Below are 24,151 nucleotides of genomic sequence, written 5' to 3'. Positions count from 1 at the left end.
TTGATCACGCGCGCCGAAACCGCAGACCATGAGCTGCTTTCCGCCCTTGGCTGGAGTTCGTTCTTTGCCGAACAGATCACGCCGGACGATGCGGATCTGCAGCCTGTTCGTATCGCGAGGGTCCACCGCTCGCGGCTCACGGCCCTGTCGCCACATGGGCCGGTCGAACCGGTCCTGACGTCCGACGTCACGACGAGCCATTTCGCCGTCGGCGACTTCGTTCTCATCGACCCCGCCACCCTCCTTCTCCAGCGCCGCCTCGAGCGACGCTCCGTCATCCAGCGTCGCGTTTCCGGCGGCACGGTTCCGCAGCTTGCCGGGGCCAACATCGACACGCTGTTCATCGTGACATCCTGCAACCTGGATTTCAGTCCGGCCCGGCTCGAACGCTATCTTGCCTGGGCCAACCAGGCAGGAATGGAGCCGGTCATCTTGTTGACGAAGGCCGATCTCACAGACGATCTCGCCTCATACGAGCATCAGGCCCGCGCACTGCAGCGCGGGCTCGAGGTGGTGATCGTCAATCCAAAATCGAGCGATGCGACAGCTTCCCTGGCGCAATGGTGCAAGCCCGGGCAAACGGTCGCGCTGGTCGGCTCATCCGGCGTCGGCAAATCGACCCTGGTGAACACGCTGGTCGGCGCGACCGAGGAACTGCAGCAGGAGACCGGCTCCATTCGGGAAGACGATGCGAAGGGGCGTCACACCACGACGGCCCGCTCCCTTCACCCGATTGCAGGCGGCGGTTGGGTGATCGACACGCCGGGGATCCGGACCTTGCAGGTCAGCGACGTCGCCGACGGCCTCGACATCTTGTTCGCCGAGATCACGGAACAGGCGGCGCAGTGCCGCTTTCGCGACTGCACTCACGCGCATGAGCCGGGATGCGCCGTCCAGGCGGCGGTGGCCGCAGGCGCCATCGATCGCGAAAGGCTCGAGCGCTGGCGCAAGCTGCAGGACGAGAACGCCGAGAGCGACCTCGCCAAGACCCCCTGGGCCGGCGGCACAGGCGGAAGGCGCAACAAGACGCGCTAGGACCAGGTTGCGCTAAGCCATCTGTGGAGAGAGCGAACCTCCACCGGCCGATCGCGAACAGGCCGTTTTCGACCCCGGGACAACGAAAGCTGCCGTTCCGTCGGCGACCGAATTCAATCCTATCAATACCGTGAAGCGTCCACCAAGCGGCGACTTTCCGTCGGGCGTGCTTCTCAAGGTTCGTGCCGAGCCGGATGCGGCACTCGTTCGGCGCGCAGGCCTTCGGCCATGACGCGAAAGGCCTCGATCGCCTTTGGCAGGACAGCATGGGATTCGTCGCTCGCGGCAACCCACAATGCGGCGTTCAAAGCGGCTCCGTTCAAGAGACGCGCCGCGGCCTCAACATCCACATGCTTGAGCGTGCCAGCGGCCATCAACTTGGAAACGATCTGTTTCGTCGCGCCCAGACAGGCGTTTTGGCTCGGCCAAAGCGAGGGGTCGCCGAGGAAGGCGGGACCGTCCAGGAGAACGATCCGCCGCACCTCTGGGTCGAGAGCCATCTCGATATAGGCAGTGCCTTCCGCGACGAGGCCCTCCCAATCATCGGTGGCGGTCGCAGCAGCCTCTTGTGCCCGCGCAGCCATCTCCCCGTCGATCTCGCTTACGACGGCGGCGAGCAGTCCCCTCTTGTCACCGAAGTTGTGATAAAGCGCGCCGCGCGTCAATCCGACTTCAGCCGTCAGATCGTCCATCGAGGAAGCGGCAAAGCCGTTCAGAGCGAAGGCTCGACGGCCAGCCGAAATAAGTTTGGCGCGGTTCTCCTCCATAGTCTGAGCACGGCGTTTGGCCTGCATGACAATCTCCCGCTCGACATACGTGCCGTATCTGTTTGAAATACGCTTCGTATGTGATATGTCTCACATACACTGCGTATACCTCTCTCGGAAGCGTGGATAAAGCCCGGTCGCAATCCGGTGCGTTCGACGCCGGTCCGGCAACAGGAGTCCAATCATGGCCAAACGCGACGCGATCTTCCCGACCAACCGCCATGCCCTTTACGAAGCCCACGGATATTCCGCCGCCATCCGCTCGGGCGATCTTCTGTTCGTGTCCGGTCAGGTAGGCAGTCATCCCGACGGTTCGACAGAGCCCGATCTTGCCAGGCAGGTGAGTCTGGCCTTCTCCAATCTCGAGAAGACCCTCGCTGCAGGCGGCTGCACCTTCGACGACATTGTAGACGTGACCACGTTCCACACGGATCCGGAAAGCCAGTTTCCTGCCGTGATGGAGGCGAAGAGCAAAGCTTTCCCCGAAGCGCCCTATCCGAACTGGACGGCAATCGGCGTCAATTGGCTTGCCGGGTTCGACTTCGAGATCAAGGTTATCGCTCGCATTCCGACAGGAAACGCACCGTCCCATTGATAGGCATCTGCCGTTCAAAGGGCGGCTTTCTCGCAAAACCAGTTGGAAAGCTGCCATTCCGCTCCAAACCCGACCTCGCTATTTCCCTGCGGCCCCAACCTCGCCCGTTCGGAAGCTCTTGCCACCTGAAGGTGCTTTGCTGCGTTCCCCGTCCGAAACGCATAAAGGCCGGGCGACTGCCCGGCCTTTTCGTGTTGGTCGCCCGGGGGGTGCCCGGCGGTCAGCCCATCTGGGAGCGGATGAAGTCCTTGACGATGGAGACGATGCCGCGGCCGAGCAGCGCGTCCAGCGCGTCGCAGAACTGGTCGACATGGCCCTCGTCGCAGATCAGCGGCGGCTCCAGCCGGATGACGTTGCGATTGTACTCGGTAAAGGCCACCAGCACGTCGTGATCGCGCAGCAGGAGCGCGCCGACGAAGCCGGACAGCGAGCCCTTCAGCTTGTCGTCGAGGATCGCCACCATCGGACGCAGCGCCATCGGCAGGGTCCGCGAGAAGTCGTGGAACTCGAGGCCGACCATTAGCCCCTGGCCGCGCACGTCCTTGACGATGGACGGGTATTTCGCCTGGATCGCCTGCAGGCGCTCCAGGAGATAGGCCCCGACCTCGGCGGAATTGCCGATCAGATCGTCGTCATAGAGGACGTTGAGGCCCTCGATGGCGGTGACGCAGGCCTCGCCGATGCCGCCGAAGGTCGCCTGGGCATGGATCATCGCCGTCTTCGGCGTGCCATATGCCTTCATGTAGACCTCGCGCCGGGCGATCATCGCCCCGACGGCGGCCTTGCCGGCGCCCAGCGATTTCGCCAGCGCGGTGACGTCCGGCACCACGCCGTGATGCTCGAAGGCGTAGAAGCGGCCGGTGCGCCCGTAGCCGCACTGCACCTCGTCGGCGACCCACAGCACGTTGTGCTTGTCGCAGAGCGCGCGCACGCCCTGCCAGTAATCCGTCGAGGCGGTGATGATGCCGCCGCCGCCCTGCACCGTCTCCAGCACCACGACGCCGATCTCCGGATCGCTGCGGATGGCATTGGTGAGAGCCTCGAGATCGCCGAAGGGCACCTTGCAGGTGTTGCCGACCAGCTTGAACTCGCCCTGATAGAGCGGCGAATCCGTCAGCGACAGGACGCCCTTGGTCTTGCCATGGAAGGAGTTCTCGGCATGGACGATCTTGCAGTTCTTGCGGCCGGAGGCACGCTCGGCGACCTTGATCGCCGCTTCCATGGCTTCCGAGCCGGAGGAGCCGAGAAAGACCATGTCGAGATCGCCGGGCGAGCAGGCCGCCAGGTTCTTGGCCAGCGCCGAGGCATATTGCGACAGGAAGGCGATGGCGATCTCGTGCCGGCGCTCGTCCTGGAAGCGCTGGCGCGCCTCGATGATGCGCGGATGGTTGTGGCCGAAGGCCAGCGAGCCGAAGCCGCCGAAGAAATCGAGGATCTTCCGGCCGTTCTGGTCGATGTAATACATCCCCTCGGCGCGTTCGACCTTCACCTTGTGAAAGCCGAGCAGCTTCATGAAATGAAACTGGCCGGGGTTGATGTAGTCCTTGAACAGGTCCGCCGTCGTCTTGACGTCGAGCGCCTTGGCGTCCTCGACGGTCAAAAGGTTCGGCTTGGCCGGCCCGCGACGATGGGTCGGGGCGAGGTCGGGGTTCGCAGCCATGGGACGGTCGAGCATCGTGTCTCTCCTCGCTAAGGGTCGGCTCACTCGGCCGGCTGCGGGTACGAACCGGCGGCGGGGGCATGGCCCTCGCGCTTGGCCCGGTATTCGGAATAGGCGGCGATCAGCATGTCCCCGTCACGGTACCGGGGCACCCAGCCGAGGTCGCGCTCGCCCTTGCCGACGTCCAGCACGCACATCTCGTCGGCGATGAGATATTGCTCGGGATCCATCAGCGGCATGTTGATCAGGTCGAGGAAGTCGAGCGTGCGCTTGACCGCCCAGCCGGGCGTCGGGATCAACAGCGACTTCGAGCCGGCATGTTTGACCAGGTCGCCGAGCAGCTTCTTCACCGGCGGCGGGTTCAAGGAGCCGAGATTGTAGGCCTCGTTGGGCACGCCCGCCTTCCAGGCCAGCCGCGCCGCCTCGGCGCAGTCGAAGACCGAGATGAACTGATACGGGTTGCGGCCCGAGCCGATCATCGGCACCGGCAGATTGGCGTCGATCAGCTTGAACAGCTTCTCCAGGATGCCGAGACGGCCGGGGCCGATGATCAGGCGGGGCCGGAACAGGGTGATGTCCATGCCGCGCTCGCGCCATTCGGCCGCCAGATGCTCGGTGTCGAGCTTGGACTGGCCGTATTCGCCGAGCGGCGAGACCGGGTGCTCCTCGGTCATCGGATAGACCTTGGTGTGGCCGTAGATCATGTCGGTGGTGAAGTGGACGAGCTTCGTCGCCCCCGCCTCGCCCATCGCTTCCATGATGTGCTTGGTGCCGTGATAGTTCACCGGATAGAAGAAATCGTGGCGCTTGGCCCGCGGCATGATCGGCGACAGCATCTTGGCCGACAGATTGTAGACCATGTCGTCCGCCGCGATCGGCACGGCGCGCACCGCGGCCGGATCGGTGACGTCGGTGTGCAGGAACTCGCACTGGGCGTAATGAGGCAGGTCGCTCTTGACGATGTCGGCGACGAGGACGCTCTCGCCGTCGGCGACGAGCTTCTGGGCCAGATGGCGGCCGACGAAACCGTCGCCGCCGAAGAGAACGTGCTTCATCGGGAAACCTCGTTTGCAGGAGCCTGGGCGACGTCGAGCGCGGGCTCCTCGCCGTGGATCGTGGTGCCGCCCTGGGCGATCAGGATCGTGCCGACGCAGATCAGTCCGATGCCGGCGATGCGCAGGGCGTTGAGGTCCTCGCGGAAGACGAAATAGGCGAAGACCGCCACCGCCACATAGGCCAGCGACAGGAAGGGATAGGCGAAGGAGAGTTCGACCTTGGACAGGACGTAGAGATGCGAGGCCATGGAGATCACGAAGGTGCAGAGCCCGAGGAACACCCAGGGGCTGAACACGATCTGCAGGATCTTCAGGATCGGATTGACGCCGGCAAAGCTCAGCGGCCCGAGCTGCATCATGCCGTATTTCAGCATCACCTGCGCCGCGGCGTTGGTGAACACCGTGAACAGGATGAAGGGAAGGAATTTCGCCATCGGCACTGCCTCGTTCCAACGTCCGGACCGGCCGGATCTGCTGAAGCTGATCTAAGGGAAACCCGTGTGATATGTTTTAAGATCGGCGTATTCGCGCCGCCGGGCGAGCGACGCTTCATGTCACGGTAAACAAACCCTTTGCCGCAACCTGACGGCTTTACAGTTGCTTGGGCGTCTTCGTTGATGTCGTGTCGAGCCGCAGCGCCGTCCGCTTCCAGAAATCGGAAACGATGGCCGGGTCGCGCAACGCTTCCAGTTCGCGCCAGCGTGGAAAGCCCGCCGCGAAGGTGTCGGGCGACATGCGGGCATCCTTGTAGGGATTGACCGCGCCGCCGGCCGCCACGGTGATTCGATCGAGCTCGACCAGCAGTTTCAAGGTGATCTCGCCGCGATGGGGGAAGTCGAGGGTCAGCGTGTAGCCCGGTCGCGGAAAGCTGGTGAGGCCGGGGCTCGGTCTGTCGCCGAAGCGCTTCAGCACGGTGAGGAACGAGCCCTGCTTGTGGCTGCGGGCGCATTCGATGAGGGCACGCACGGCCTCCGGCCCGGTGGTCGCCGGCACGACGCTCTGGTGCTGGTGCAGGCCGCGCGGGCCGTAGAGCCGGTTCCACCGGCCGACCCGGTCGAGCGGATAGAAGAACTGGTCGAAGGAGACCAGTCTTTGCGTCGTGCCGGGGCGGGCCTTGCGATAATGAGCCTCGTTGAAGGCGCGCAGGGCAAGGCCCCGCAGCGGGCTGATCGGCGGCGTGATGGGCACCGCCGCGAGCGGCGCGCGGGCGATGCCGGTCCGTTCGCCGTCGGAGGCATGGTCGCCGGCGATCAGATGGCCGCGGCCCAGCGCCCGGCCCGTGGCCAGCGAGTCGATCCAGGCAACGGCATATTCATGGTGCTCGTCCGCCGCCTCGGCCAGTTCGAAATAGTCGGCCAGCCTGTCGAAGCGGGTCGTCGTCTCGGCGATCGTCAGCGACGGCACCTTCAGAAGCCGGATCGTCGCCTCGCGGATCAGCCCGCTCAGCCCCATGCCGGAGATCGTCGCGGCGAAGAGTTCGGGATGGGCGTCCCGGCTGCAATGCAGACGCTCGGCGTCGGAGCGGTCGAGCACGATCGACTCCACCCAGGCGCCGAAGGTGCCGCGGCGATGGTGGTTCTTGCCGTGGATGTCGTTGGCGATGGCGCCGCCCAGCGTGACGAACTGGGTGCCCGGCGTCACCGGCAGGAACCAGCCAGCCGGCGCGACATGGCGGGTGATCTGGCTGAACAGCACGCCGGCATCGGCGGTAAGCAGTCCGGTCTGCGGATCGAAGGCGTGGATGCGGGCGCCTGGCCGGCTGTCGATCAGCGTGCCGGCATCGTCATGGCAACTGTCGCCATAGGAGCGGCCATTGCCGAAGGGCAGGAAGGTGCCGTCGCCGCTCCCTGCCCGCCCTTGCACCTCGGCGGGCGACAATCGCGGCAGGTCGCAGCCGGCGATCGCCCGGCGCGGCGTGCGGGCCGGCCGTCCCCAGCTCTCGTAGCGGGGCTCAGACAATGGCGGCCAGGAGGAACAGGAGGCCGCCGCCGGCGATCATCACCTGGCTGCGCCAGTCGCTCATGATGAAGACGACCGGGTCCTCGTGCATCTGGTTGCGGCGGGCCAGAATCCAGATCCGCACGATGATGTAGAGAACCAGCGGGCACAGCGGCCAGACGAGGAAGGGCTCGGTATATTGCTCGGCGCCCTCCATGCTGTCGATATAGAGGGCGAGGACCAGCACCGAGGCGAAGCCCGAGGCCATGCCGGCCTGGCCGAGCGTTTCCAGGTCGGCGTCCACATAGCCGCGCCCGGTCGTCTCGCGCCCGGCGCCGATGCCGAAATCCTGCAGCTCGGTGAAGCGCTTCACCAGCGCCAGCGACAGGAAGAAGAACAGCGAGAAGGCGAGCAGCCAGAACGAGGTCTCGACGCCCGAGGCTTCCGATCCCGCGACGATGCGCATGGTGTAGAGGCCGGCGAGCGTCAAGACGTCGATCAGCAGCATGCGCTTCAGGGCGAAGGAATAGGCCGTCGTGGTCACGAGGTAGAGGCCTAAGACGAGGAGATAATAGTCGGGCAGGAACAGGCCGATGCCCAGCGAGGTGCCGAGAAGGACGGCGGCGAGCGTGATGCCGGTGGGGATCGCCAGCGCGCCGCTGGCAAAGGGCCGGTTGCGCTTGGAGCGATGCCGGCGGTCGGCGGTCAGGTCGAGCAGGTCGTTGAGGATATAGACGGCGGAGGCCGCGAAAGAGAAGCTGATGAAGGCGAGCATGGCGCCGACCAGCATCTCGATATTGAAGAATTCGTGGGTCAGGACCATCGGCACGAAGATCAGGACGTTCTTCAGCCATTGGTGCGGCCGCATGGCCTTCAGCGCCGGGCGCAGCCGGCTGCCGGCATCGTCGATCCGTTCGGCGCCCGAGCGTTTCTGCCAGCGCGCGGCGGCCCGGTCGGGCGCCACCACCAGGGCCTCGGCCGCCTTGTCCAGAAGGCAAATGTCCTCGTGGGAATTGCCGACATAGTCGAAGCCGTCCTCGCCGCATTCGTCGAGGATGCGGTCGAGCTTGCGATGCGCGGTCAGATTGACCTTGTCGCAGGAGCACATGACCGCGTCGAACAGGCCGAGATGGTCGGCCACCGCATGGGCGAGTTTCTCGTTGGCGCCGGTGGCCAGCACGATACGGCGGCCATCGGCCCGCGCGCGCCGTAGCCGTTCGACGACCTCCTCGCGATAGGGCAGCAGCGCCGGGTCGAAATCGACGGCACGGGCGAGTTCGGCCTTCAGGCGCGCCTTGCCGGCGGCGATCCAGCCGGGCACCTGCAGCATGACCTGCGGCTTCTGGCGCGCCGCCAGGAACAGGGTTTCCCAGAGAAGATCGCTGTGGATCAGCGTGCCGTCGAGATCGACGAAGATGGTCTTCTCGGTCTGCGGAGATCTGGCGTCCAACGCTTGGCTCCTCCTGCCGTCTCCTCTGCCGGGAGATCGCGAAGCTGGAGGTCGGTTGTGGCGCAGACGGGTTTCGGCCCGGTGAATTTCCGGTCCTTGCCGACCGAAAATCAAGGGCAAGCTGCGGACGTGGTGAAGAGATCGCAAAGATCGCGCGCGGTCGCACGGCAGAACTAGGCTGGGCGCGCCGGCAGACGCAGAGCTGCGTCGCGATGCCTCCGCCTGCCCTCGCCGGCCCTTGGCCCCGCTTCGGCTCCGGGCCCTTCTGCTTGCTGCTCCGGGCCCGGCGCGCGTCGCCGGCTCAGTCGTTGAGCGCCATCAGGGCATCCCGGTCCTCGAGGACGACATGGCGGGTGGACGGCAGGGTGATCAGATGGTCGCGTTCGAACTGCGACAGGGTGCGCGACACCGTCTCGATGGTCAGGCCGAGATAGTCGGCAATGTCCTGGCGGGTCATGGCGAGATGCACCGTTGCCGGCTCCTCGTCGTCGGCCATCTCGACCAGAAAGGCGGCGACGCGCTGGGCGGCGCTGCGCCGTCCCAGCAGCAGCGCATGCTGCTGAGCGCGTTGCAGGCACTGCATGGCGAAGTGGAAGACCTGCGGCGCCATCTGTTCGTTCCGCGCTGCCGCCGCGCTCAGGCCGCGCCAGCGATAGGCGACGATCGTGCAGTCCGAGACCGCCTCGGCCGACATGCCATGGCTGTCGCCGAGTTCCAGGCCGAAGATGTCGCCGGCCGAATGGAAGCCCTCGATCTGGCGCCGGCCGTCACTCAGGAACTTGCAGGTGCGCACGACGCCGCTGACGACCTTGTAGAAGGAACGGACTTCGCTGCATTCGGCGTAGATTTCGCTGTCCTGGGCAAAGTTCAGGACCTGCCCGGCGATCGCCGCGCCGCCGGTCTCGGGCCGCGGTGCCGCCAGCGGACGGGCACGAAACGCCTCTGCCGCCAGATGTCCTGCCGTGGAGGCCCGCTCGCTTACCGTTGCCAGAGCCGTCGTCATGGGAACCTCCTGATGCCGTCCAAGTCGATGACCTGTTGTAGCGGCGGCGGCAGAGGCGCTGAATTCGGTTTGCTCCTAAGGGAATCTACGTAGGCCGGCCTTTGCATGACGCGCCGGCGGCCGGCGACAGGTCGTACGGGATGGCAGGCGCGCGTCGATCGCCCGCCTGCCTCCGCACAGGACCGGCTGCGGTCAGGCGAAGTAGTAGTCGTCGGCGGTCAGGGGCGTGCCGTCATGGCCGGCGAGGATGAACTGCTGCACGGTCAGGCCGTCGGCGCTCGCCACCTCGAAGCTGGTCTGGCTGAGCTGCTTGACCGTGGCCCCAGCGCCGAAGCCGCCGAAGGACAGGCGGTCACCGCCGGCCACACCGGCCCCGGTGAAGTCGCCGATCACGTCCACCGTGCCGGTTTCGGCCGTGATGACGAAGATGTCGTCACCGCCGCCGCCCAGCATGTAGTCGGACCCACCACGGCCATAGAGGACGTTGACCTGGTCGTTGCCGAAGATCTGGTTGTCGTCGTCGCTGCCGAAGCCGCGCACCGCCGTGCCGGTCAGGATCAGCGTCTCGACATGGGCGTCCAACTGATGGTCGACCGAGGCATAGACGGTGTCGTCGCCATTGCCCGCGGTTGCCACGATCCGGTCGAAGATGTTGTCCACCGCATAGCGGTCGTTGCCGGCGCCGCCGGCCATGACGTCGGTGCCCACCCCGCCATCGATGGCGTTGTTGCCGGCATTGCCGGTGATGGTGTTGGCCAGCGCGTTGCCGCGTGCCTCCAGATCGTCGGTGCCGGTCATGATCAGGAACTCGACATGGTCGTGCATATTATAGTTGACCGAGGTCTGGACCGTGTCGTCGCCCTCGCCGGCCAGTTCGCTCACCACATCGTCGACATGGTCGACGATATAGGTGTCGTTGCCGGCGCTGCCGATCATCACGTCGGCGCCGCCGCCGCCATCGATGACATTGGCGAAGGCATTGCCGAAGATGTAGTTGGCCGCGCCATTGCCGGTGCCGTTGATCGAGCCGTTGCCATAGAGGACGAGGCTCTCGATATTGGCCGCCAGGACATAGCTGGCATTGGCATAGACGACGTCCTGCCCCTCGCCGGCATTCTCGACCACCACGTCGCCGGCGTCGTCCACGATATAGGTGTCGTCGCCGGTGCCGCCGATCATCGTGTCGGCGCCGATGCCGCCATTGAGGACGTCGTTGCCGGCGCTGCCGGTGACGAGATCGCCGGCGCTGTCGACGCCGGTGATCGTCACCGTTGCCAGCGCACTCGACGTGCCGCCCTGCCCGTCGGAAATCTCGTAGCCGAAGCTGTCCGTCGCGCTCAGGCCGCTCGCCGCACCGGAACCGGCCGCCGCCAGGGCATTGAAGGCGCCGTTCGGATCGTAGCTGAAGGTGCCGTTGGCATTCAGCGTCAGCAGCGCGCCCGAGGCGAGCGCGATCTGCTGGCCGACACTGACCGCAACGCCGTTCACCGCGGTTACGGCCAGCGTGCCGCCATCGATATCGATGTCGACGCCATTGCCATTGTCGGCGAAGACGCTGCCGGTCACGACGGCGTTCTCCAGCGTGCCGAGCGCATCGTCGCGCGCCGTCGGGTCGTCATTGACCGCGGTCACCGTCACCGTCGCGCCGATCGCCAGCGAGGTCGTGTCGACGCCGCCGCTGGCCGTTCCGCCGCTGTCGGTCACAGAGGCCAGTGTCACCGTGCGGGTGCCGGCCGTCGGATCGTCCGAGCTGTTGCGATAGGCCAGCGCATCGACCAGCGTCTGCAGCTGCGCCGCCGACAGGGCGCCGCCGCTCAGCGTCAGCGTCGCCGTGCCGGCGACCACGCTCACCGCGAAGCTCAGGCTATTGGTGACCGTCGTGCCGGAATTGCCGTTGGTCAAACCGACCGACGTGCCGTCGACCGTCAGGAGCTCCGCCGCGCCGTCCGTGACATTGCTCACCGTCAGGGTCAGTCCCGAGAAGGTCTGCCCGGTCTCCACCGTCGAAGCGGAGATGCCGGAGAACAGATCGGCCGCCGATCCCCCTTCCGTGAAGCTCGCCGTCGCGCCCGTCGCCGTCAGGGTCGGGGCGTCGTTGACCGCGGCCGCGAGCAGGTCCATCGGCGTGGCGCTGTGCGGCTGCGCAGTCATCGTTTCGGTGGCCATTGCCGGCCAGCCCCCCGGCGCAACCGAGGAAGAGATGATGACGGCACAGAACGACGGGCCCCGAAACGTCATGCCGCCGCCGCGCGCCGATTTCGAGGAGGGGCAGGAACAGCTAATCCGCCGCGAATTCGACCTGACCCTCGCCAAGGGCAGCGACGACGCCCTGCGCCAGTTCGCGGCCCGCTTTCCCGGACACCCCTTGGCGCTTCGCGCAGAGGCCATGCTGAAGCAGCGCGCCGAGGCCGATCCGCAGCCCCCGCCTTCCCGGAACTGATGGCTGCATCCCCGCGTCCGCAATACCGGTTGCCGGCGGGCCACACATAACTCCCCCGCCTGACGCGCCGCCCCTACTCCGCCTGCGGCGGCGCGACGGGCCCTCCGTTCCGCCGGTCGCGGCGCAGGGCGTGGGCGAGGCGGCGGATGCGGATGGCACGGTTGAGTTCGCCGCCGAAGATCAGCACCAGGGCGGCCAGATACAGGAAGTACAGTGCCGCGATGATACCGGCGAGGCCGGCATAGTAGCTGGCGTAATTGGCGAACTGGCCGATATAGACCGAAAAGGCCGCCACCAGCGCCGACCAGGCGCAGAGCGTGAACAGGATGCCCGGCCACATGTTGCTGAAGCGCGAGCGCCGCGCCGGCAGGAAGACATGGGCGACGAACAGAGCCGTCGTCAGGATCGCCGCGGTCGCGGGGTAGCGCACCAGGCTCGGCGTCACCGAGGACGGCTGGAAGCCCGGCATCAGTTGGTGCAGGAACGATCCGGCGCGCGGCGCCAGGACCAGCAGATAGCCGACGACGACGAGCACCAGCCCGGTCAGGACGACGGTCAACACCTGCAGGAGATAGAGGACGATGGTCGAGCGGGTCTCGCGGATGTCATAGGCGCGGTTCAGGCCGACACGGACGCCGTCGACGCCGCCGATGGCGAACCAGATCGTCAGAAGAACGCCGACGCTGAGCACACCGCCCCGCCGTATGGTGACGATGTTCATCACCTCCGAGACCAGCGGCTCGGCCAGCGCCGGCGGGACGATGGCGATCAGGAAGGTGACGAGGCCGTCGGCCATTTCGCGATTGCCGATGAAGGCGGTGAGCGAACTGGCGAAGATCAGGAACGGAAAGATGGCGAGAACGGCGCGGAAGGCGATGTTGCCGGCCAGCCCCATGGCGTCGTCGTTCCACAGGCGCAGGATGGCTTCCCGCAGCACCGCCCAGACCGCCCGCCAGCCCGAGCCGAAGAGGAGATCCTCGGGATGCTCGCTCAGGACTCCGTTTGGCCGGCGCTTGTCGCGCGCGGTTTCGTTTTCGGCCTTTGCGTCCATTCAGCCGCTCTCGCACAGGCTTGCGTCCGCCGCAATCTCTCCTGCGGGGTCGGGCGGCACAACGCGGGACGCTGCCTTTGGCTCCGCGACCGCAGACCGGTCACAGCCCGGTGGGCGGATCAGCGCGACCAGCGGGGCAGATGGCGCTTCCAGCGTTCGCCGGCGCGCAGACCACCGGTCCGCTGGCGACGGCGGCCGGCCGGGCGTGCCTCGGTCGCGGCCGTCTCGATCTCCGCAAGGCTGGTTTCCGCCGTCTGCAGATCGACCGCCGGGGTGCGGCTCCAGTCGCGTTCGATCTGCGGCTGCGGCTGCGGCTCGCCCTCGGGCTCCGCAATTGCCGGACGCTGCGGTGTCTCGGCGACGACCTTGCGCGGCCGGCCGCGGCGGCGCACCGGACGTTCGACCGGCTCCGGGTCGGCTTCCGGCTCGGCCATGACGGGTTCGCTGGGGCGGCTCTGGAGAATGCGCGGCTGACGGGCCGGTGCCGCGTCGCTCTTGCCCGCCGACGGCTCAGCCTTCGCCGGCGTCTTGGCGGCAGCAGCGGGCGCTTCGTCCTCGTCGAGGGCCAGGTCGCTCTCGGCCGCGGCGATCAGATGCGAAACATCCGACCAGACGGACTTCTTCTTGCCCTCTGGCGAAAGCTTGCGCCGTTTCACGGCGACGGTGAACGGTTTCGACTGTGGTTTCATCGTGCCCGGAGCTGTGTGCATGGAGGCCGGCCGCAGCCGGCGGAAAATGCGAGGAATCAGGTGAATCACGGCCGCAACGGCCATCTTCCCATCAGATATGTGCTGACAGGCGGCTTGCCAATAAGGTTTGGCCGAATAAGCGCGGGAAAACTGTCGCAGCGGAGATAATGACGCGGCTTTCCTTGCCGCCATCATGCGGTGTCTTGTCCTGAGCGCGCCAACCGACAGATCGGAATGCACGGCGGCAAGTGTCCGCAACGAAACGGCAAATGGCCGGCGCTGCCGGATTGGCAGGACGCGCGGCGCGGCCGCCCTAGAATGGCAGGGATGGAACGGATCGCCGACGCAGGATCACCGGACATCGACACATCGCACCGGCGCGCGATCCTCCGCGCCTGGCCGGCGGCGCTCGGCATCGCCATTCTGGCGGGCCTGTGGCTCAGTCCGCTGGTCGAGATGAGCCGGCGGGCCTTTTCCGCCCACATGATCCTGCATCTGGGCATCGTCACCCTGGCCGCGCCGATGATCGTCATCGGCCTGCGGCGGGTCGGCATCGGCCTGCACGTCATCCGCCCCGGCATCGGCTCGGCGATCGCCGCCTCCGCCTTCGACATGTTCGTCATCTGGGGCTGGCACACGCCGGTGCTGCACGAGGCCGCGGCGCGGGACGGGGGCGTCTTCGTGGTGCAGCAGGTCAGCTTCCTCGCCGCAGGCTTCCTCGTCTGGGCGGTCAGCTTCGCCGGCCGCCATTCCGGCGACGCGGCCATCGGCGCCTTCGCCATGCTGGCGACCTTCATTCACATGACCATGCTGGGCGTTCTTCTCGCGCTGGCCCCGGTCCTCGTCTACGCACCCGATGTCTGCGTCGGCGCCTTCGGCTTCGAACGCCTCGACGACCAGCGTCTTGGCGGCATCCTGATGGCGGTGTTCGGCGGCCTTCCCTGCCTCGTCGGGGGCCTCGTGCTGGTGCAGCGGCTGCTCGGGTCCGACACCGCCGCGGCGGGCCGTACGGACGGACCCGTCCGGGGCTGACCGCGACATGATGTCAGGGTGCCGTGCCGCACTGTTTACGCCGGTTTGATAGCCGGCGACCTTTCACGCCGCGGTCGTGGCCCTATCCTGCTGACCCTCGCTGCCTGCAACGCCGGCGGTCGCGGCCAGAAACAGGATCGAGGAGCAGGGTTTGCATCGCAGTATTGCCGACTACGCCATGATCGGGGACTGCGAAAGCGCAGCCCTCGTCTCCAAGGACGGCTCGATCGACTGGCTCTGCCTGCCGCGCTTCGATTCCCGCGCCTGCTTCGCCTCGCTGATCGGCACGCCGGAGAACGGCCGCTGGCGCATCGCGCCCAGCGATCTGGAGTTCACCTCCTCGCGGCGCTATCGCGACGGCACGCTGATCCTAGAGACGACCTTCAGGACGGCGACCGGCAGCGCCATGCTCATCGACTTCATGCCGCCCCGCGACGGCATCGCCAATGTGATGCGCATCGTCGTCGGCCTCGAGGGCAGCGTCGATCTCGATTTCGACCTCGTCATGCGCTTCGACTACGGCCGGACCGTCCCCTGGGTGACGCGCATCGACCGCGACACGATGACGGCTGTCGCCGGTCCGGAGATGCTGGTGATGCGCGCGCCGGTCAATCTGCATGGCGAGGACATGCACACCAAGGGCCGCTTCACCGTCTCGGCGGGCGAGCGCCTAGCCTTCACCCTCCTGCACCAGCCGTCAAACCAGGAGCCGCTGGCGGGCACCGACCCCGAGGCGGCTCTCGCCGATACCGAAGCCTTCTGGACCGCCTTCTCCTCCCGCTGCCCGGAAGTCGGCAACTGGACCGAGGAGGTGCGCCGTTCGCTGATCACCCTGAAGGCGCTCACCTTCCGTCCGACCGGCGGCATCGTCGCGGCCGCGACGACGTCGCTGCCCGAGGAGATCGGCGGCAGCCGCAACTGGGACTACCGCTATTGCTGGCTGCGGGACGCCACGCTGACGCTGATGGCCTTCATGGATCTCGGCTATTACGAGGAAGCCGAAGCCTGGCGCGAATGGCTGATGCGGTCGGTCGCGGGCGATCCGGCGCAGATGCAGATCATGTACGGCGTCGCCGGCGAGCGGCATCTCCTGGAATGGAAGGTGCCGTGGCTCGAAGGCTTCCGCGAGTCGCAGCCGGTGCGGGTCGGCAATGCCGCGTCCGAGCAGTTCCAGCTCGACATCTATGGCGAGGTCGCCGACCTTCTGGCCCAGGCGCGCACGGGCGGCCTCGCCCCGCATCCGCGCTCGGCCGCGCTGGCCCATTCGGTCATGCCGTTCCTGGAAAAGGCCTGGCGCCGGCCCGACGACGGAATCTGGGAAATCCGCGGCGAACACCGGCATTTCGTCCACTCCAAGGTCATGGCATGGGTGGCTTTCGACCGCGCGTCGAAAATGGCCGCCGACATCGACGGCGGCGAGAACTACGCCAAGCACTGGCGGCGGGTGGCCGACGACATCCATGAGGACGTCTGCAGGAACGGCTATGACGCGGCGCTCGGCTCCTTCGTTCAGGCCTATGGCTCGACGGCGCTGGACGCCAGCCTGCTCCACATCCCGCTGACCGGCTTCCTGCCGGCCGACGATCCGCGGGTGAAGGGCACGGTCGCGGCGATCGAGCAGCGCCTTTTGCGCGACGGTCTGGTGATCCGCTACGACAATGGCGAGACCGGCGATGGCCTGGAGGGCGAGGAAGGCGCGTTCCTGGCCTGCTCGTTCTGGCTGGCCGACGTCTATGCCCTCCTCGGACGGTTCGACGACGCCGTGGCGCTCTACGAGCGTCTCTGCGGCCTGAAGAACGATGTCGGCCTGCTCGCCGAGGAATACGATCCGGTGGGCGACGAGATGCTCGGCAATTTCCCCCAGGCCTTCAGCCATGTCGGGGTGATCATCACGGCGCTGAATCTGGCACGGGCCAAGGGTCCGGCCAAGGAGCGCACCGATACGAATGGCCAGCCCGTCGCCTGACCGGCCTCCGCGGGTCGCCCGACCCCGGCGCGGATCAGGGGGCACGGGCCGCTCGCCAGGGTATCGGCGACGGCCGTTCATCAACCATTGCGTGATCGGCCGCATCGTTCAGGAGCCATTCAGCTTCCCGGACGTTCAATGGAACAGGATGGAATCTGTCGCCCGGAGGTCGGTATGAAATTGTTCAAGTCGTTTGCGGTCAGGTCAATGGCCGTTGCTCTCGCGCTGGCGGTGGCGCCGGCGACCCTGCCGGCGGGGGCCCCGCTCGGCATCGCCCAGGCACAGGCCGAGCCCTTTGTCGGCGCCGGCGTTCACCTCGTGGGCGGGCGCCATTACGGCCGTCGCCATTATCGCGGCGGACGGCACTATCGCGGCGGGCGCCGCCATTATCGCCGCCATCGCGGCATCGATTCCGGTGGCGCGGCCGTGCTCGGCGGCATCATCGGCCTCGGCATCGGCGCCGCCATTGCCAGCCAGCCCCGCTATTACGACGCGCCGCGGCCGCTCTACCGCGTGGCGCCACGTGGCTACGCACCCGCCTATGGCACCGGCGAATGGTATCGCTACTGCGCCGACAAGTACCGGTCGTTCGACCCGCGCAGCGGCACCTACCAGCCCTATCACGGCCCGCGTCGCGTCTGCCGCTGATCGGCCGCAACGACCCGGCCCTCCCCGCGCGTCCAGCGGGCAAGGCCTGAAACCGGAAGACCCGCCGCAATCCCTGCGGCGGGTCTTTTTCGTCTACGGCGCCGTCAGGCGACGACCGGCCGTCCGACCGGACGCGTCGCAGCCTCCAGCCAGTCGCGGTCGGCCGCGTCGAGCCGCTCGCCGAGCGCCGCGCGCACCCGCCGATGATAATGATCCAGCCAGGCGATCTCGTCCGCCGTCATCAGCTCCGGCGCGACCAGCCGCGTGTCGATCGGGGCGAGCGTCAGCGTCTCGAAGCCGTGCATGGCGATGTCGCCGCCGCTGATCTCCGCCGCCGGTTCGGTCAGGATGAGATTCTCGATGCGAATGCCGAAGGCGCCTTCACGGTAATAGCCCGGCTCGTTCGACAGGATCATGCCGGCCTCGATCACCGCCATGCCACGCCGCGAGATCGACTGCGGCCCCTCATGGACGGCGAGATAGGAGCCGATGCCGTGGCCGGTGCCATGGGCGAAGTCGCAGCCCGCCTTCCACAAAGCGATGCGGGCCAGCGGATCGAGATCGATGCCGCGCGTGCCCTTGGGAAACCGCGCCGTCGCAATGGCGATCATGCCCTTCAGCACCAGCGTGAACTTGCGGCGCATCTCGCTGGTCGGCTCGCCCACCGGCAGGGTGCGGGTGATGTCCGTCGTGCCGTCCTGATACTGGGCGCCCGAATCCAAGAGGAACAGTTCACCCTCGCGCAACAGCCGGTCGGAATCGCGGTTCACCCTGTAATGCACGATCGCGCCGTTCGGGCCGGAGCCGGCGATGGTGTCGAAAGAGATGTCCTTCAGCGGAAAACCGTCCTCCTGCGCATGTTCGGCGCGCATCTCTTCCAGCTTTTCGGCGGCGGCAATCTCGGTGACCGTGCCGGGCTCCTGCCGGTCGAACCAGGCAAGGAAACGCGTCACCGCGACGCCGTCGCGCAGATGCGCAGCCCGCGCCCCGGCGATCTCGCCGTCATTCTTGATCGCCCGCGGCAGCCGCGCCGGGTCCGGCATCTCGGCCACCGTGCCGCCGGCGGCCTCGACGATGGTCGACAGGCGCGCCGCGGCAAGCTGCGGATCGAGACCGATGGTGCGCCCGGAGGCCTCCCGCCGGACCGCCGGCTCGAAGGCCTCCGGTGTGTCGATGTCGGCCAGCGCCGCAAGGTGGTCCTGCACTGCGTCATCCAGCTTGGCCGGATCGACGAAGAGCGTCGGGCGCCCGTCGGCCCGCAGGATGGCGAAGCCCAGCATCAGCGGCGTGTGCGACACGTCCGAGCCGCGGATGTTGAAGGCCCAGGCGATGGAGGACGGGTCGGTCAGGATCGTCGCATCGGCCTTCGCCTCGAAGATCATTTTTGCCAGTTCGGCGAGCTTGTCGCCCGCCGGCTTGCCGGCGAAGCTCTCCGGATGGATGACGGCGCGACCGGCCGGCGGCGCGGGACGGTCGTTCCAGATCCGGTCGATCAGATTGGCGGCCAAAGCGACGAGTTCGCCGCCGACAGATTCCAGCGCCGTGCGCAGGCGTTTCGCCTCGCCCGCCGTGTGCAGCCAGGGATCGAAGCCGATGCGCTTGCCCGCGGCTTCATTCTTCAGGAAATCGGCCAGCGAGGTCTCGGCCGAGGCGACCGGTTCGAAGACGGCGAGATCGACCTGCTGGCGCACCTGCAGCGTATAGCGACCGTCGACGAGAATCGCCGCGCTGCCCGCGAGCACGACCGCGACGCCGGCCGAGCCGGAAAAGCCGGTCAGCCATTCCAGCCGCGCCGCCGAGGGCGGAATGTATTCGCCCTGATGCTCGTCGGCGCGCGGCACGATGAAGCCGTCGACGCCGTCGGCGCGCAGGCCGTCCCGCAGGCGGGCGACCCGGGCCGCGCTCTGGGAGAAGTCGGCGATCTCGTCGAAGCTCTGGAACATCGGATGGCTCTTGAAAAAGGAGGAGGCCGCGCTGCGGTGCGCGGCGATTGTCTGCGGGGCCGGAACATATGCATTTGGCAAGGAAGCGCAAAGGTTACCGGATTATGACGGGAGCGCCGATGTTGCACTGCAAAAACGGGACGGACCTATGCAGTGCGGACTCTACCTGACAGGGACGCGGCAACGCATATTGGGGTCACCGGGAGGCCACGAGCCGAACAGGAGACTTTCCATGGCGACTTCCACCTATACCGACGTATCCCTGCGCAATTCCGCCCGCTCCAGGGGCTTCATGCGCAACATGCTCGACCGGGTGATCGAGGCCCGCGAGCGCGAGGCCCGTCGCTATGTCGACAACCACTTCACGATGATGGGCCGCGAGGAATTCGGCTCCAACGCACGCGAGTCGCTCTTCGAGGGCCGCGCGCCCGAGCGGGGCTGAACAGCCCGGCCGCTTCACGGCGGCCATTCCCGACCGAAACAGACGCCGGCCGCAGCCCCCTGCGCGCCGGCATTTTCGTGTCCGGTCCGGTGCTGTAGGCTCGGCGTCACCTGTTCGCCGCGTGAGGCTGCCATGTGCCTGCAGTGCCTGAAGCCCGATGTGGTGTTCGTCGTGCCGGACGCCGTCTGGCGCGACTACGACGCCCTGCGCGCGCGCTGCGATCCGATGACCCTGCGGTTTCACCACGCATGCGAGCGCGAGGTGCGGGCGGCCGTCCGGCGGCGTGACCTGATGGCGGCCCTGCACTGGCGCGCCTTCGATCGTCTCGCCCTCGAATACGGCCGGTCGCCGGTCAGCGCGTTGGAGGTCGGCGGGGTGCGGTTTCGCGAGACCGAGAAGCAATCCTTCCTGCGCTATCCCGACGATGCCGATTTGCGGCCGGTTCCGATCGGTGTCGCGCCGGCCGCCTGCCACGCCTGACGCCTAGCGCAGATGCAGGGTGACCCATTCGCCGCGCACCAGCGTGGCGACATGGTAGAGGCCCTGGTTACGGAAGGCGGCGAGAACCGCGTTGCGCTGGGTGGTCAGGATGCCCGACAGGACGATGTCGCCGCCCTGGGCCAGATGCCGGTGGAACTCCGGCGCGAGCTTCATCAGCGGCCCGGCCAGGATGTTGGCGACGATCAGATCGTAGGGCGCGCGCTCGCGGATCGCCTCGGCGCCGAAGCCGATGGCCGTGGCGCAATCGACGAAATTCGCCACGCCATTGGCCTCGACATTCGCCCGCGCCACGCGGACGGCCACCGGGTCGATGTCGGTCGCCAGCACCGGCACCCGGGCGAGCTTGGCGAGGCCGATGGCCAGAACCGCGCTGCCGGTGCCCAGATCCAGCGCGTTGCGCGGCTTGCGGCGGGTCGCCAGCCGGGCGATCGTCTCCAGACAGCCGGCCGTCGTGCCGTGATGGCCCGTGCCGAAGGCCTGCCCGGCCTCGATCTCAATCGCCAGGTCGTTGGTCTTCACCTTGTCGCGGTCATGGGCGCCATGCACCAGGAAGCGTCCGGCCCGCACCGGCCTCAGCGCCGCCAGGACATCGGCCATCCAGTCCTTGTCGGGCAGGTCCTCGCGGCAGATCTCGCCGCCACCGGCCTCGGCGATGGCGCCGGCGAACAGGCGCTCCGCCTCCTCGCCATCGGGCGCATCGACATAGGCCGAGACCTCGAAGATCGCCTTCGCCTCGTCGATCTCGGCCAGCGACACCGGCGTACCGAGATCCTCGAAGGCGGTTTCGACGGCGGCGTAGCAGGCGTCGGCCGCGGCCTTGTCCGCGGTGACGTAGAAACGGATCTGCGGCATTCCTGCTAGCCCTCTTTCGGCTTCACGGCTTCGCTGGTCATGCGGGCCTTCTCGGCCCGCGCCTCGCGCTCGGTGGTCGTCGCCTTGACGATCTTTTCCTGGTCGCGCTGGGGCGGCTTGGGTCCGAAGGAGATGATCGTGTCCCCCTCGCCCGGCTCGCCGGAGCCCTCGTTCGACGCGAAGAGGAGATTGCCGGAGGGGCGAATCCACAGGATCACATGGGTGCCTTCCGGGCGCGTCGCCGAAAAGCGCTCATAGTCGAACTCCTCGGTCAGCCGGGTCGCCTGGAAGTTCCAGCCGTCGACCACCAGATCGCGCAGTTCCGTGAAGGTCTTGGGCGGCTGGAATAGCGGCTGGCCGCCGATGGTGAAGTTCATCGAGCGCCGGTCGGAGCCCTCGATCTTGCCGATCTGGAAAACCTCGGAGCGGCCGATCTCGGGACCGAAATCGGTACAGACGAGCGCGTTGTAGGCGTCATTGTCGGTGGCAGCGACCATGTGGTCGAAGCGCGACAAATTGAGGTTATGGTGGGCCGCCTCGGACAGGATCTCGCCGTACCAGACCTCGAGTTCGGCTAGCCGCGCCTCGGAGATGCGCGACCAGTTGGCGTCCGCGATAAGCACCGGCACGTCCTGCGCCTTCAGCCGACGCGCAAAGGCGATGGTGAAGCGCGAGGCGCCGACGAACAGGATGCCGGGCCGGTCGGCGGACCGCAGGTCCAGCGCCCGGGCGAGCGGTCCCAGCGTGAAGCCGTGCAGGAGGATGGTCACCGCCACCAGCGCGAAGGTGTAGGCGATCATGCGGTCGGCATCGGCAACCCCGAGGCCGCTGAGGGTCGCGCCGAACAGGCCGGCAACCGCCACGGCGACGATGCCGCGCGGCGCGATCCAGCCGACCAGCAGGCGCTCCCGCCAGGTCAGGCCGGCGCCGAGTGTGCTGACGAACACGGCCACCGGCCGCACCACGAAGAGCACCGCCGCGAGGAAGCCGATGACGCGCCATTCGAGGCTCGCCAGCACCTCGCGCTGCAGCGAGGCGGTGAGGATGATGAACAGGCCCGAGACGAGCAGCAGCGTGATCGTCTCCTTGAACCGCCGCAGATCGCTGAGGCTGGCGATCCGCGTGTTCGCCATGGTGATGCCCATGACGGTCACGGTCAGCAGGCCGCCCTCCTCCAGCACCAGATTGGTCAGCGAATTCATGCCGACCACGGCCACCAGCAGGATCGGCGCCTTCAGATATTCGGGCGCCTCGCCGCGGGCGAAGACCCAGCTCAGGAAGCGCCCGGCCAGGAAGCCGCCGGGAATGGCGATGATGATCGCCAGGATGACGTTCAGGATCAGATTCTCGGCTTCATGGCCGGCGTTCAGGACCAGATAGGTCTCGAAGGCGATCACCGCGAAGAGCGCGCCGATCGGATCGTTGACGATGGCCTCCCAGCGCAGGATCGAGGCCGGCCGGTTCTTCAGCTTGGCGTGGCGCAGCAGCGGCGTGATGACGGTCGGGCCGGTGACCACCAGGATCGCACCGAGGATGATCGCGGTCGGCCAGCTCAGATTGCCGATGTAATGGCCGGCGAGCGCCGTCATCACCCAGACCAGCGGCCCGCCGATGATGACCATGCGGCGCACCGCCGTCGAAGTCTCGCGGATGTCGCGGAAATTCAGCGTCATCCCGCCTTCGAACAGGATGATCGCGACGGCGGTCGAGACCAGCGGCGTATAGAGGTCGCCGAAATCCTCGCGCGGATTCATGAAGCCGGTGATCGGCCCGAACAACAGGCCGACGCCGAGCAGGAGGATGATGGCCGGCACCTGGACGCGCCACGCCAGCCACTGGGCCGCGATGCCGGCGACGCCAATGAGAGCGAGCTGAAGGGCAAGATCATGCATGAAGGAGATTCCCGGGGCCGGGCGACACGGCCAATGCGGCCTTCACGACCACGCCCGTTCCGACCAATGTTCTGCGATGAGCCGAAACTAGTCCAGCGTGCCGGATCGGAAACCCCTGCATGCCGGTATTCGCGCGGGTTGCGTCAGACGCCGACGAGGCGCTCCAGCTTGGCCAGCGCGGTATCGGGGTTCTCGCCATAGGCCAGCGTGCCGGCGAGCTCCCCCGTCTCGTCGATCAGGAAGGTCGTGGCGGTGTGGTCCATGTTGTAGTCGTCGCCCTCGCCGATCTTCGCCGAATAGACGCCCCAGCCCTTCAGCATCGCGGCGATCTTCTCGGGCGAGCCGCTCAGCGCCGTGATGTCCGGCGAGACCGCCTCGACATAGTTCTTCATCACCTCGGGCGTGTCGCGCTCGGGATCGACGGTCACGAAGACCACCTGCAGATCACCGCCCTTTTCCGCCAGCTGCTTCTGGTAGCCGGCCAGCTCGTAGAGCGTCGTCGGGCAGACCTCGGGGCAATGGGTGAAGCCGAAGAACACCGCCGTCGGCTTTGCCCGCAGATCGGCCTGGGTGAAGGGCTGGCCGGTCTCGTCGATCAGCGAGAAGTCTGAGCCGTAGGGCTCGCCGCTGCGGCCGGGACCGCCTTGGGCGTAGATCAGCGCCAGGGCCACCGCGGCGCCGGCAATCAGCGCCACGATCGTCCAGAGCGCGGCCCGGAACATCTTCACTCCACTCATGTCGTCCAGCGGGCGCCGCATGCGGCCTCGCCCGTCCCCTGCTCGTGCATCTGTCGGTCTGTGTTGCAGTGCCGATAGCACGGCGGGAGGCCGCTGCGCGACAGGCACGGTGCCGATCGCCGTTCATGATGGCGCCAATCGCCGCGGCGCCCGTGCCGACCTCGCGTCCTGTCAGAAACAGGCAGCCCAGCCGGCCTCCAGGAGATGCAGGAAGATCGCCTCGCCATGCTGCGCCCAGCCGGCGACGGCGCCGCCCGACAGGAGCGCCAGCGCGACGACCGCCAGGGCGAACAGCAGCGCAGTCCGGCGGCCGTGTGTGGTGGCGCCCTGCCGTGGTTCCTCGATCGTCGGGACTTCCTGCGTCATCGGCCCGTCCTGCGCACGCCTTCGCTCCGGTGATCATAGCGCCGATCGGCCGGCCACGCACCTGTCGCCCGGCAACGCTCGACGAACCG

The 24,151-nt window shown here is 67.2% G+C and carries 23 protein-coding genes; 8 read left to right on the top strand and 15 right to left on the bottom strand.

The features are described from left to right. The gene (gene rsgA, locus H9Q09_RS07970; RefSeq protein ID WP_187390584.1) at window positions 1-1,035 is read left to right on the top strand and encodes a ribosome small subunit-dependent GTPase A; all 1,035 of its coding nucleotides are present in this window, start codon (window positions 1-3) and stop codon (window positions 1,033-1,035) included. A gap of 173 nt (window positions 1,036-1,208) precedes the next feature. On the opposite strand, the gene H9Q09_RS07965 is transcribed toward rsgA, so the two are convergent. Next, window positions 1,209-1,829 (bottom strand): TetR/AcrR family transcriptional regulator, encoded by a 621-nt coding sequence (locus tag H9Q09_RS07965; RefSeq protein WP_187390583.1) that lies wholly within the window; start codon window positions 1,827-1,829, stop codon window positions 1,209-1,211. A 157-nt stretch (window positions 1,830-1,986) separates the two neighbouring features. Between H9Q09_RS07965 and H9Q09_RS07960 the strand changes: the two genes are divergently transcribed. Next, the gene (locus H9Q09_RS07960; RefSeq protein ID WP_187390582.1) at window positions 1,987-2,397 is read left to right on the top strand and encodes a RidA family protein; all 411 of its coding nucleotides are present in this window, start codon (window positions 1,987-1,989) and stop codon (window positions 2,395-2,397) included. A gap of 220 nt (window positions 2,398-2,617) precedes the next feature. On the opposite strand, the gene H9Q09_RS07955 is transcribed toward H9Q09_RS07960, so the two are convergent. From H9Q09_RS07955 to H9Q09_RS07925, 7 genes are all read right to left on the bottom strand, one after another. Continuing rightward, window positions 2,618-4,057 (bottom strand): aspartate aminotransferase family protein, encoded by a 1,440-nt coding sequence (locus H9Q09_RS07955; RefSeq protein ID WP_246716063.1) that lies wholly within the window; start codon window positions 4,055-4,057, stop codon window positions 2,618-2,620. A gap of 41 nt (window positions 4,058-4,098) precedes the next feature. Beyond that, window positions 4,099-5,112: an NAD(P)-dependent oxidoreductase gene (locus tag H9Q09_RS07950; protein WP_187390580.1), complete on the bottom strand. Its 1,014-nt coding sequence runs from the start codon at window positions 5,110-5,112 to the stop codon at window positions 4,099-4,101. Next, window positions 5,109-5,546 (bottom strand): EamA family transporter, encoded by a 438-nt coding sequence (locus tag H9Q09_RS07945; RefSeq protein ID WP_024351380.1) that lies wholly within the window; start codon window positions 5,544-5,546, stop codon window positions 5,109-5,111. Before H9Q09_RS07945 ends, H9Q09_RS07950 begins: the two co-directional genes overlap by 4 nt. Before the next feature lie 157 nt (window positions 5,547-5,703). After that, window positions 5,704-7,071 carry an FAD-binding oxidoreductase gene (locus H9Q09_RS07940; RefSeq protein WP_187390579.1) on the bottom strand — a complete coding sequence of 456 codons (1,368 nt, stop codon included), beginning with the start codon at window positions 7,069-7,071 and terminating at the stop codon, window positions 5,704-5,706. Next, the gene (locus H9Q09_RS07935) at window positions 7,064-8,500 is read right to left on the bottom strand and encodes a UbiA family prenyltransferase (RefSeq protein WP_187390578.1); all 1,437 of its coding nucleotides are present in this window, start codon (window positions 8,498-8,500) and stop codon (window positions 7,064-7,066) included. The genes H9Q09_RS07940 and H9Q09_RS07935 overlap by 8 nt, the downstream gene beginning before the upstream one ends. A 301-nt stretch (window positions 8,501-8,801) precedes the next feature. Next, window positions 8,802-9,503, bottom strand: a complete 702-nt coding sequence (locus tag H9Q09_RS07930) for a helix-turn-helix domain-containing protein (RefSeq protein WP_187390577.1) — start codon at window positions 9,501-9,503, stop codon at window positions 8,802-8,804. Between the two features lie 192 nt (window positions 9,504-9,695). Next, window positions 9,696-11,654, bottom strand: a complete 1,959-nt coding sequence (locus H9Q09_RS07925; protein ID WP_187390576.1) for an Ig-like domain-containing protein — start codon at window positions 11,652-11,654, stop codon at window positions 9,696-9,698. Here H9Q09_RS07925 and H9Q09_RS07920 point away from each other — a divergent pair. Then, window positions 11,629-11,943, top strand: coding sequence for a hypothetical protein (locus H9Q09_RS07920; protein WP_187390575.1), 315 nt, complete (start codon window positions 11,629-11,631; stop codon window positions 11,941-11,943). The genes H9Q09_RS07925 and H9Q09_RS07920 overlap by 26 nt on opposite strands. A 73-nt stretch (window positions 11,944-12,016) precedes the next feature. On the opposite strand, the gene H9Q09_RS07915 is transcribed toward H9Q09_RS07920, so the two are convergent. Both H9Q09_RS07915 and H9Q09_RS07910 read right to left on the bottom strand, forming a co-directional pair. Continuing rightward, window positions 12,017-12,994, bottom strand: a complete 978-nt coding sequence (locus H9Q09_RS07915) for a YihY/virulence factor BrkB family protein (protein WP_187390574.1) — start codon at window positions 12,992-12,994, stop codon at window positions 12,017-12,019. Window positions 12,995-13,113: 119 nt separating this feature from the next. Next, entirely contained in the window at window positions 13,114-13,704 is a 591-nt protein-coding gene (locus tag H9Q09_RS07910; RefSeq protein WP_210315262.1) for a hypothetical protein, read from the bottom strand. A 306-nt stretch (window positions 13,705-14,010) separates the two neighbouring features. Here H9Q09_RS07910 and H9Q09_RS07905 point away from each other — a divergent pair, with 306 nt between their 5' ends. The 3 genes from H9Q09_RS07905 (at window position 14,011) to H9Q09_RS07895 (ending at window position 17,329) form a co-directional block, all read left to right on the top strand. Then, window positions 14,011-14,715: a cytochrome c oxidase assembly protein gene (locus tag H9Q09_RS07905; protein WP_246716051.1), complete on the top strand. Its 705-nt coding sequence runs from the start codon at window positions 14,011-14,013 to the stop codon at window positions 14,713-14,715. A 151-nt stretch (window positions 14,716-14,866) separates the two neighbouring features. Then, window positions 14,867-16,681: a glycoside hydrolase family 15 protein gene (locus H9Q09_RS07900; RefSeq protein ID WP_210315261.1), complete on the top strand. Its 1,815-nt coding sequence runs from the start codon at window positions 14,867-14,869 to the stop codon at window positions 16,679-16,681. A gap of 207 nt (window positions 16,682-16,888) precedes the next feature. Next, complete coding sequence (locus tag H9Q09_RS07895; protein WP_040325767.1) at window positions 16,889-17,329, top strand: BA14K family protein; 441 nt, start codon at window positions 16,889-16,891, stop codon at window positions 17,327-17,329. Window positions 17,330-17,433: 104 nt separating this feature from the next. Here H9Q09_RS07895 and H9Q09_RS07890 read toward each other — a convergent pair whose 3' ends face one another. Next, entirely contained in the window at window positions 17,434-19,272 is a 1,839-nt protein-coding gene (locus H9Q09_RS07890) for an aminopeptidase P family protein (RefSeq protein WP_187390571.1), read from the bottom strand. 232 nt (window positions 19,273-19,504) lie between these two features. Between H9Q09_RS07890 and H9Q09_RS07885 the strand changes: the two genes are divergently transcribed. Both H9Q09_RS07885 and H9Q09_RS07880 read left to right on the top strand, forming a co-directional pair. Further along, window positions 19,505-19,714: a hypothetical protein gene (locus H9Q09_RS07885; RefSeq protein WP_024351970.1), complete on the top strand. Its 210-nt coding sequence runs from the start codon at window positions 19,505-19,507 to the stop codon at window positions 19,712-19,714. A gap of 132 nt (window positions 19,715-19,846) precedes the next feature. Next, the gene (locus H9Q09_RS07880) at window positions 19,847-20,194 is read left to right on the top strand and encodes a hypothetical protein (RefSeq protein ID WP_187390570.1); all 348 of its coding nucleotides are present in this window, start codon (window positions 19,847-19,849) and stop codon (window positions 20,192-20,194) included. 3 nt (window positions 20,195-20,197) lie between these two features. Here H9Q09_RS07880 and H9Q09_RS07875 read toward each other — a convergent pair whose 3' ends face one another. From H9Q09_RS07875 to H9Q09_RS07860, 4 genes are all read right to left on the bottom strand, one after another. Continuing rightward, window positions 20,198-21,067: a 50S ribosomal protein L11 methyltransferase gene (locus H9Q09_RS07875; RefSeq protein WP_187390569.1), complete on the bottom strand. Its 870-nt coding sequence runs from the start codon at window positions 21,065-21,067 to the stop codon at window positions 20,198-20,200. A gap of 5 nt (window positions 21,068-21,072) precedes the next feature. Next, on the bottom strand, window positions 21,073-22,959 hold the full coding sequence (locus tag H9Q09_RS07870) for a sodium:proton antiporter (RefSeq protein WP_024351973.1): 1,887 nt from the start codon (window positions 22,957-22,959) through the stop codon (window positions 21,073-21,075). A gap of 143 nt (window positions 22,960-23,102) precedes the next feature. After that, the gene (locus H9Q09_RS07865; RefSeq protein ID WP_024351974.1) at window positions 23,103-23,687 is read right to left on the bottom strand and encodes an SCO family protein; all 585 of its coding nucleotides are present in this window, start codon (window positions 23,685-23,687) and stop codon (window positions 23,103-23,105) included. 180 nt (window positions 23,688-23,867) lie between these two features. After that, entirely contained in the window at window positions 23,868-24,062 is a 195-nt protein-coding gene (locus H9Q09_RS07860; protein WP_187390681.1) for a hypothetical protein, read from the bottom strand. Between the last annotated feature and the right edge of the window lie 89 nt (window positions 24,063-24,151).

The sequence above is a fragment of the Aurantimonas sp. DM33-3 genome (assembly GCF_014334315.1).
Classification (GTDB): Bacteria; Pseudomonadota; Alphaproteobacteria; order Rhizobiales; family Rhizobiaceae; genus Aurantimonas; species Aurantimonas coralicida.
The sequence above is the reverse complement of the archived record's forward strand: the minus strand, read 5'-3'. Positions and strand labels throughout refer to the sequence as shown.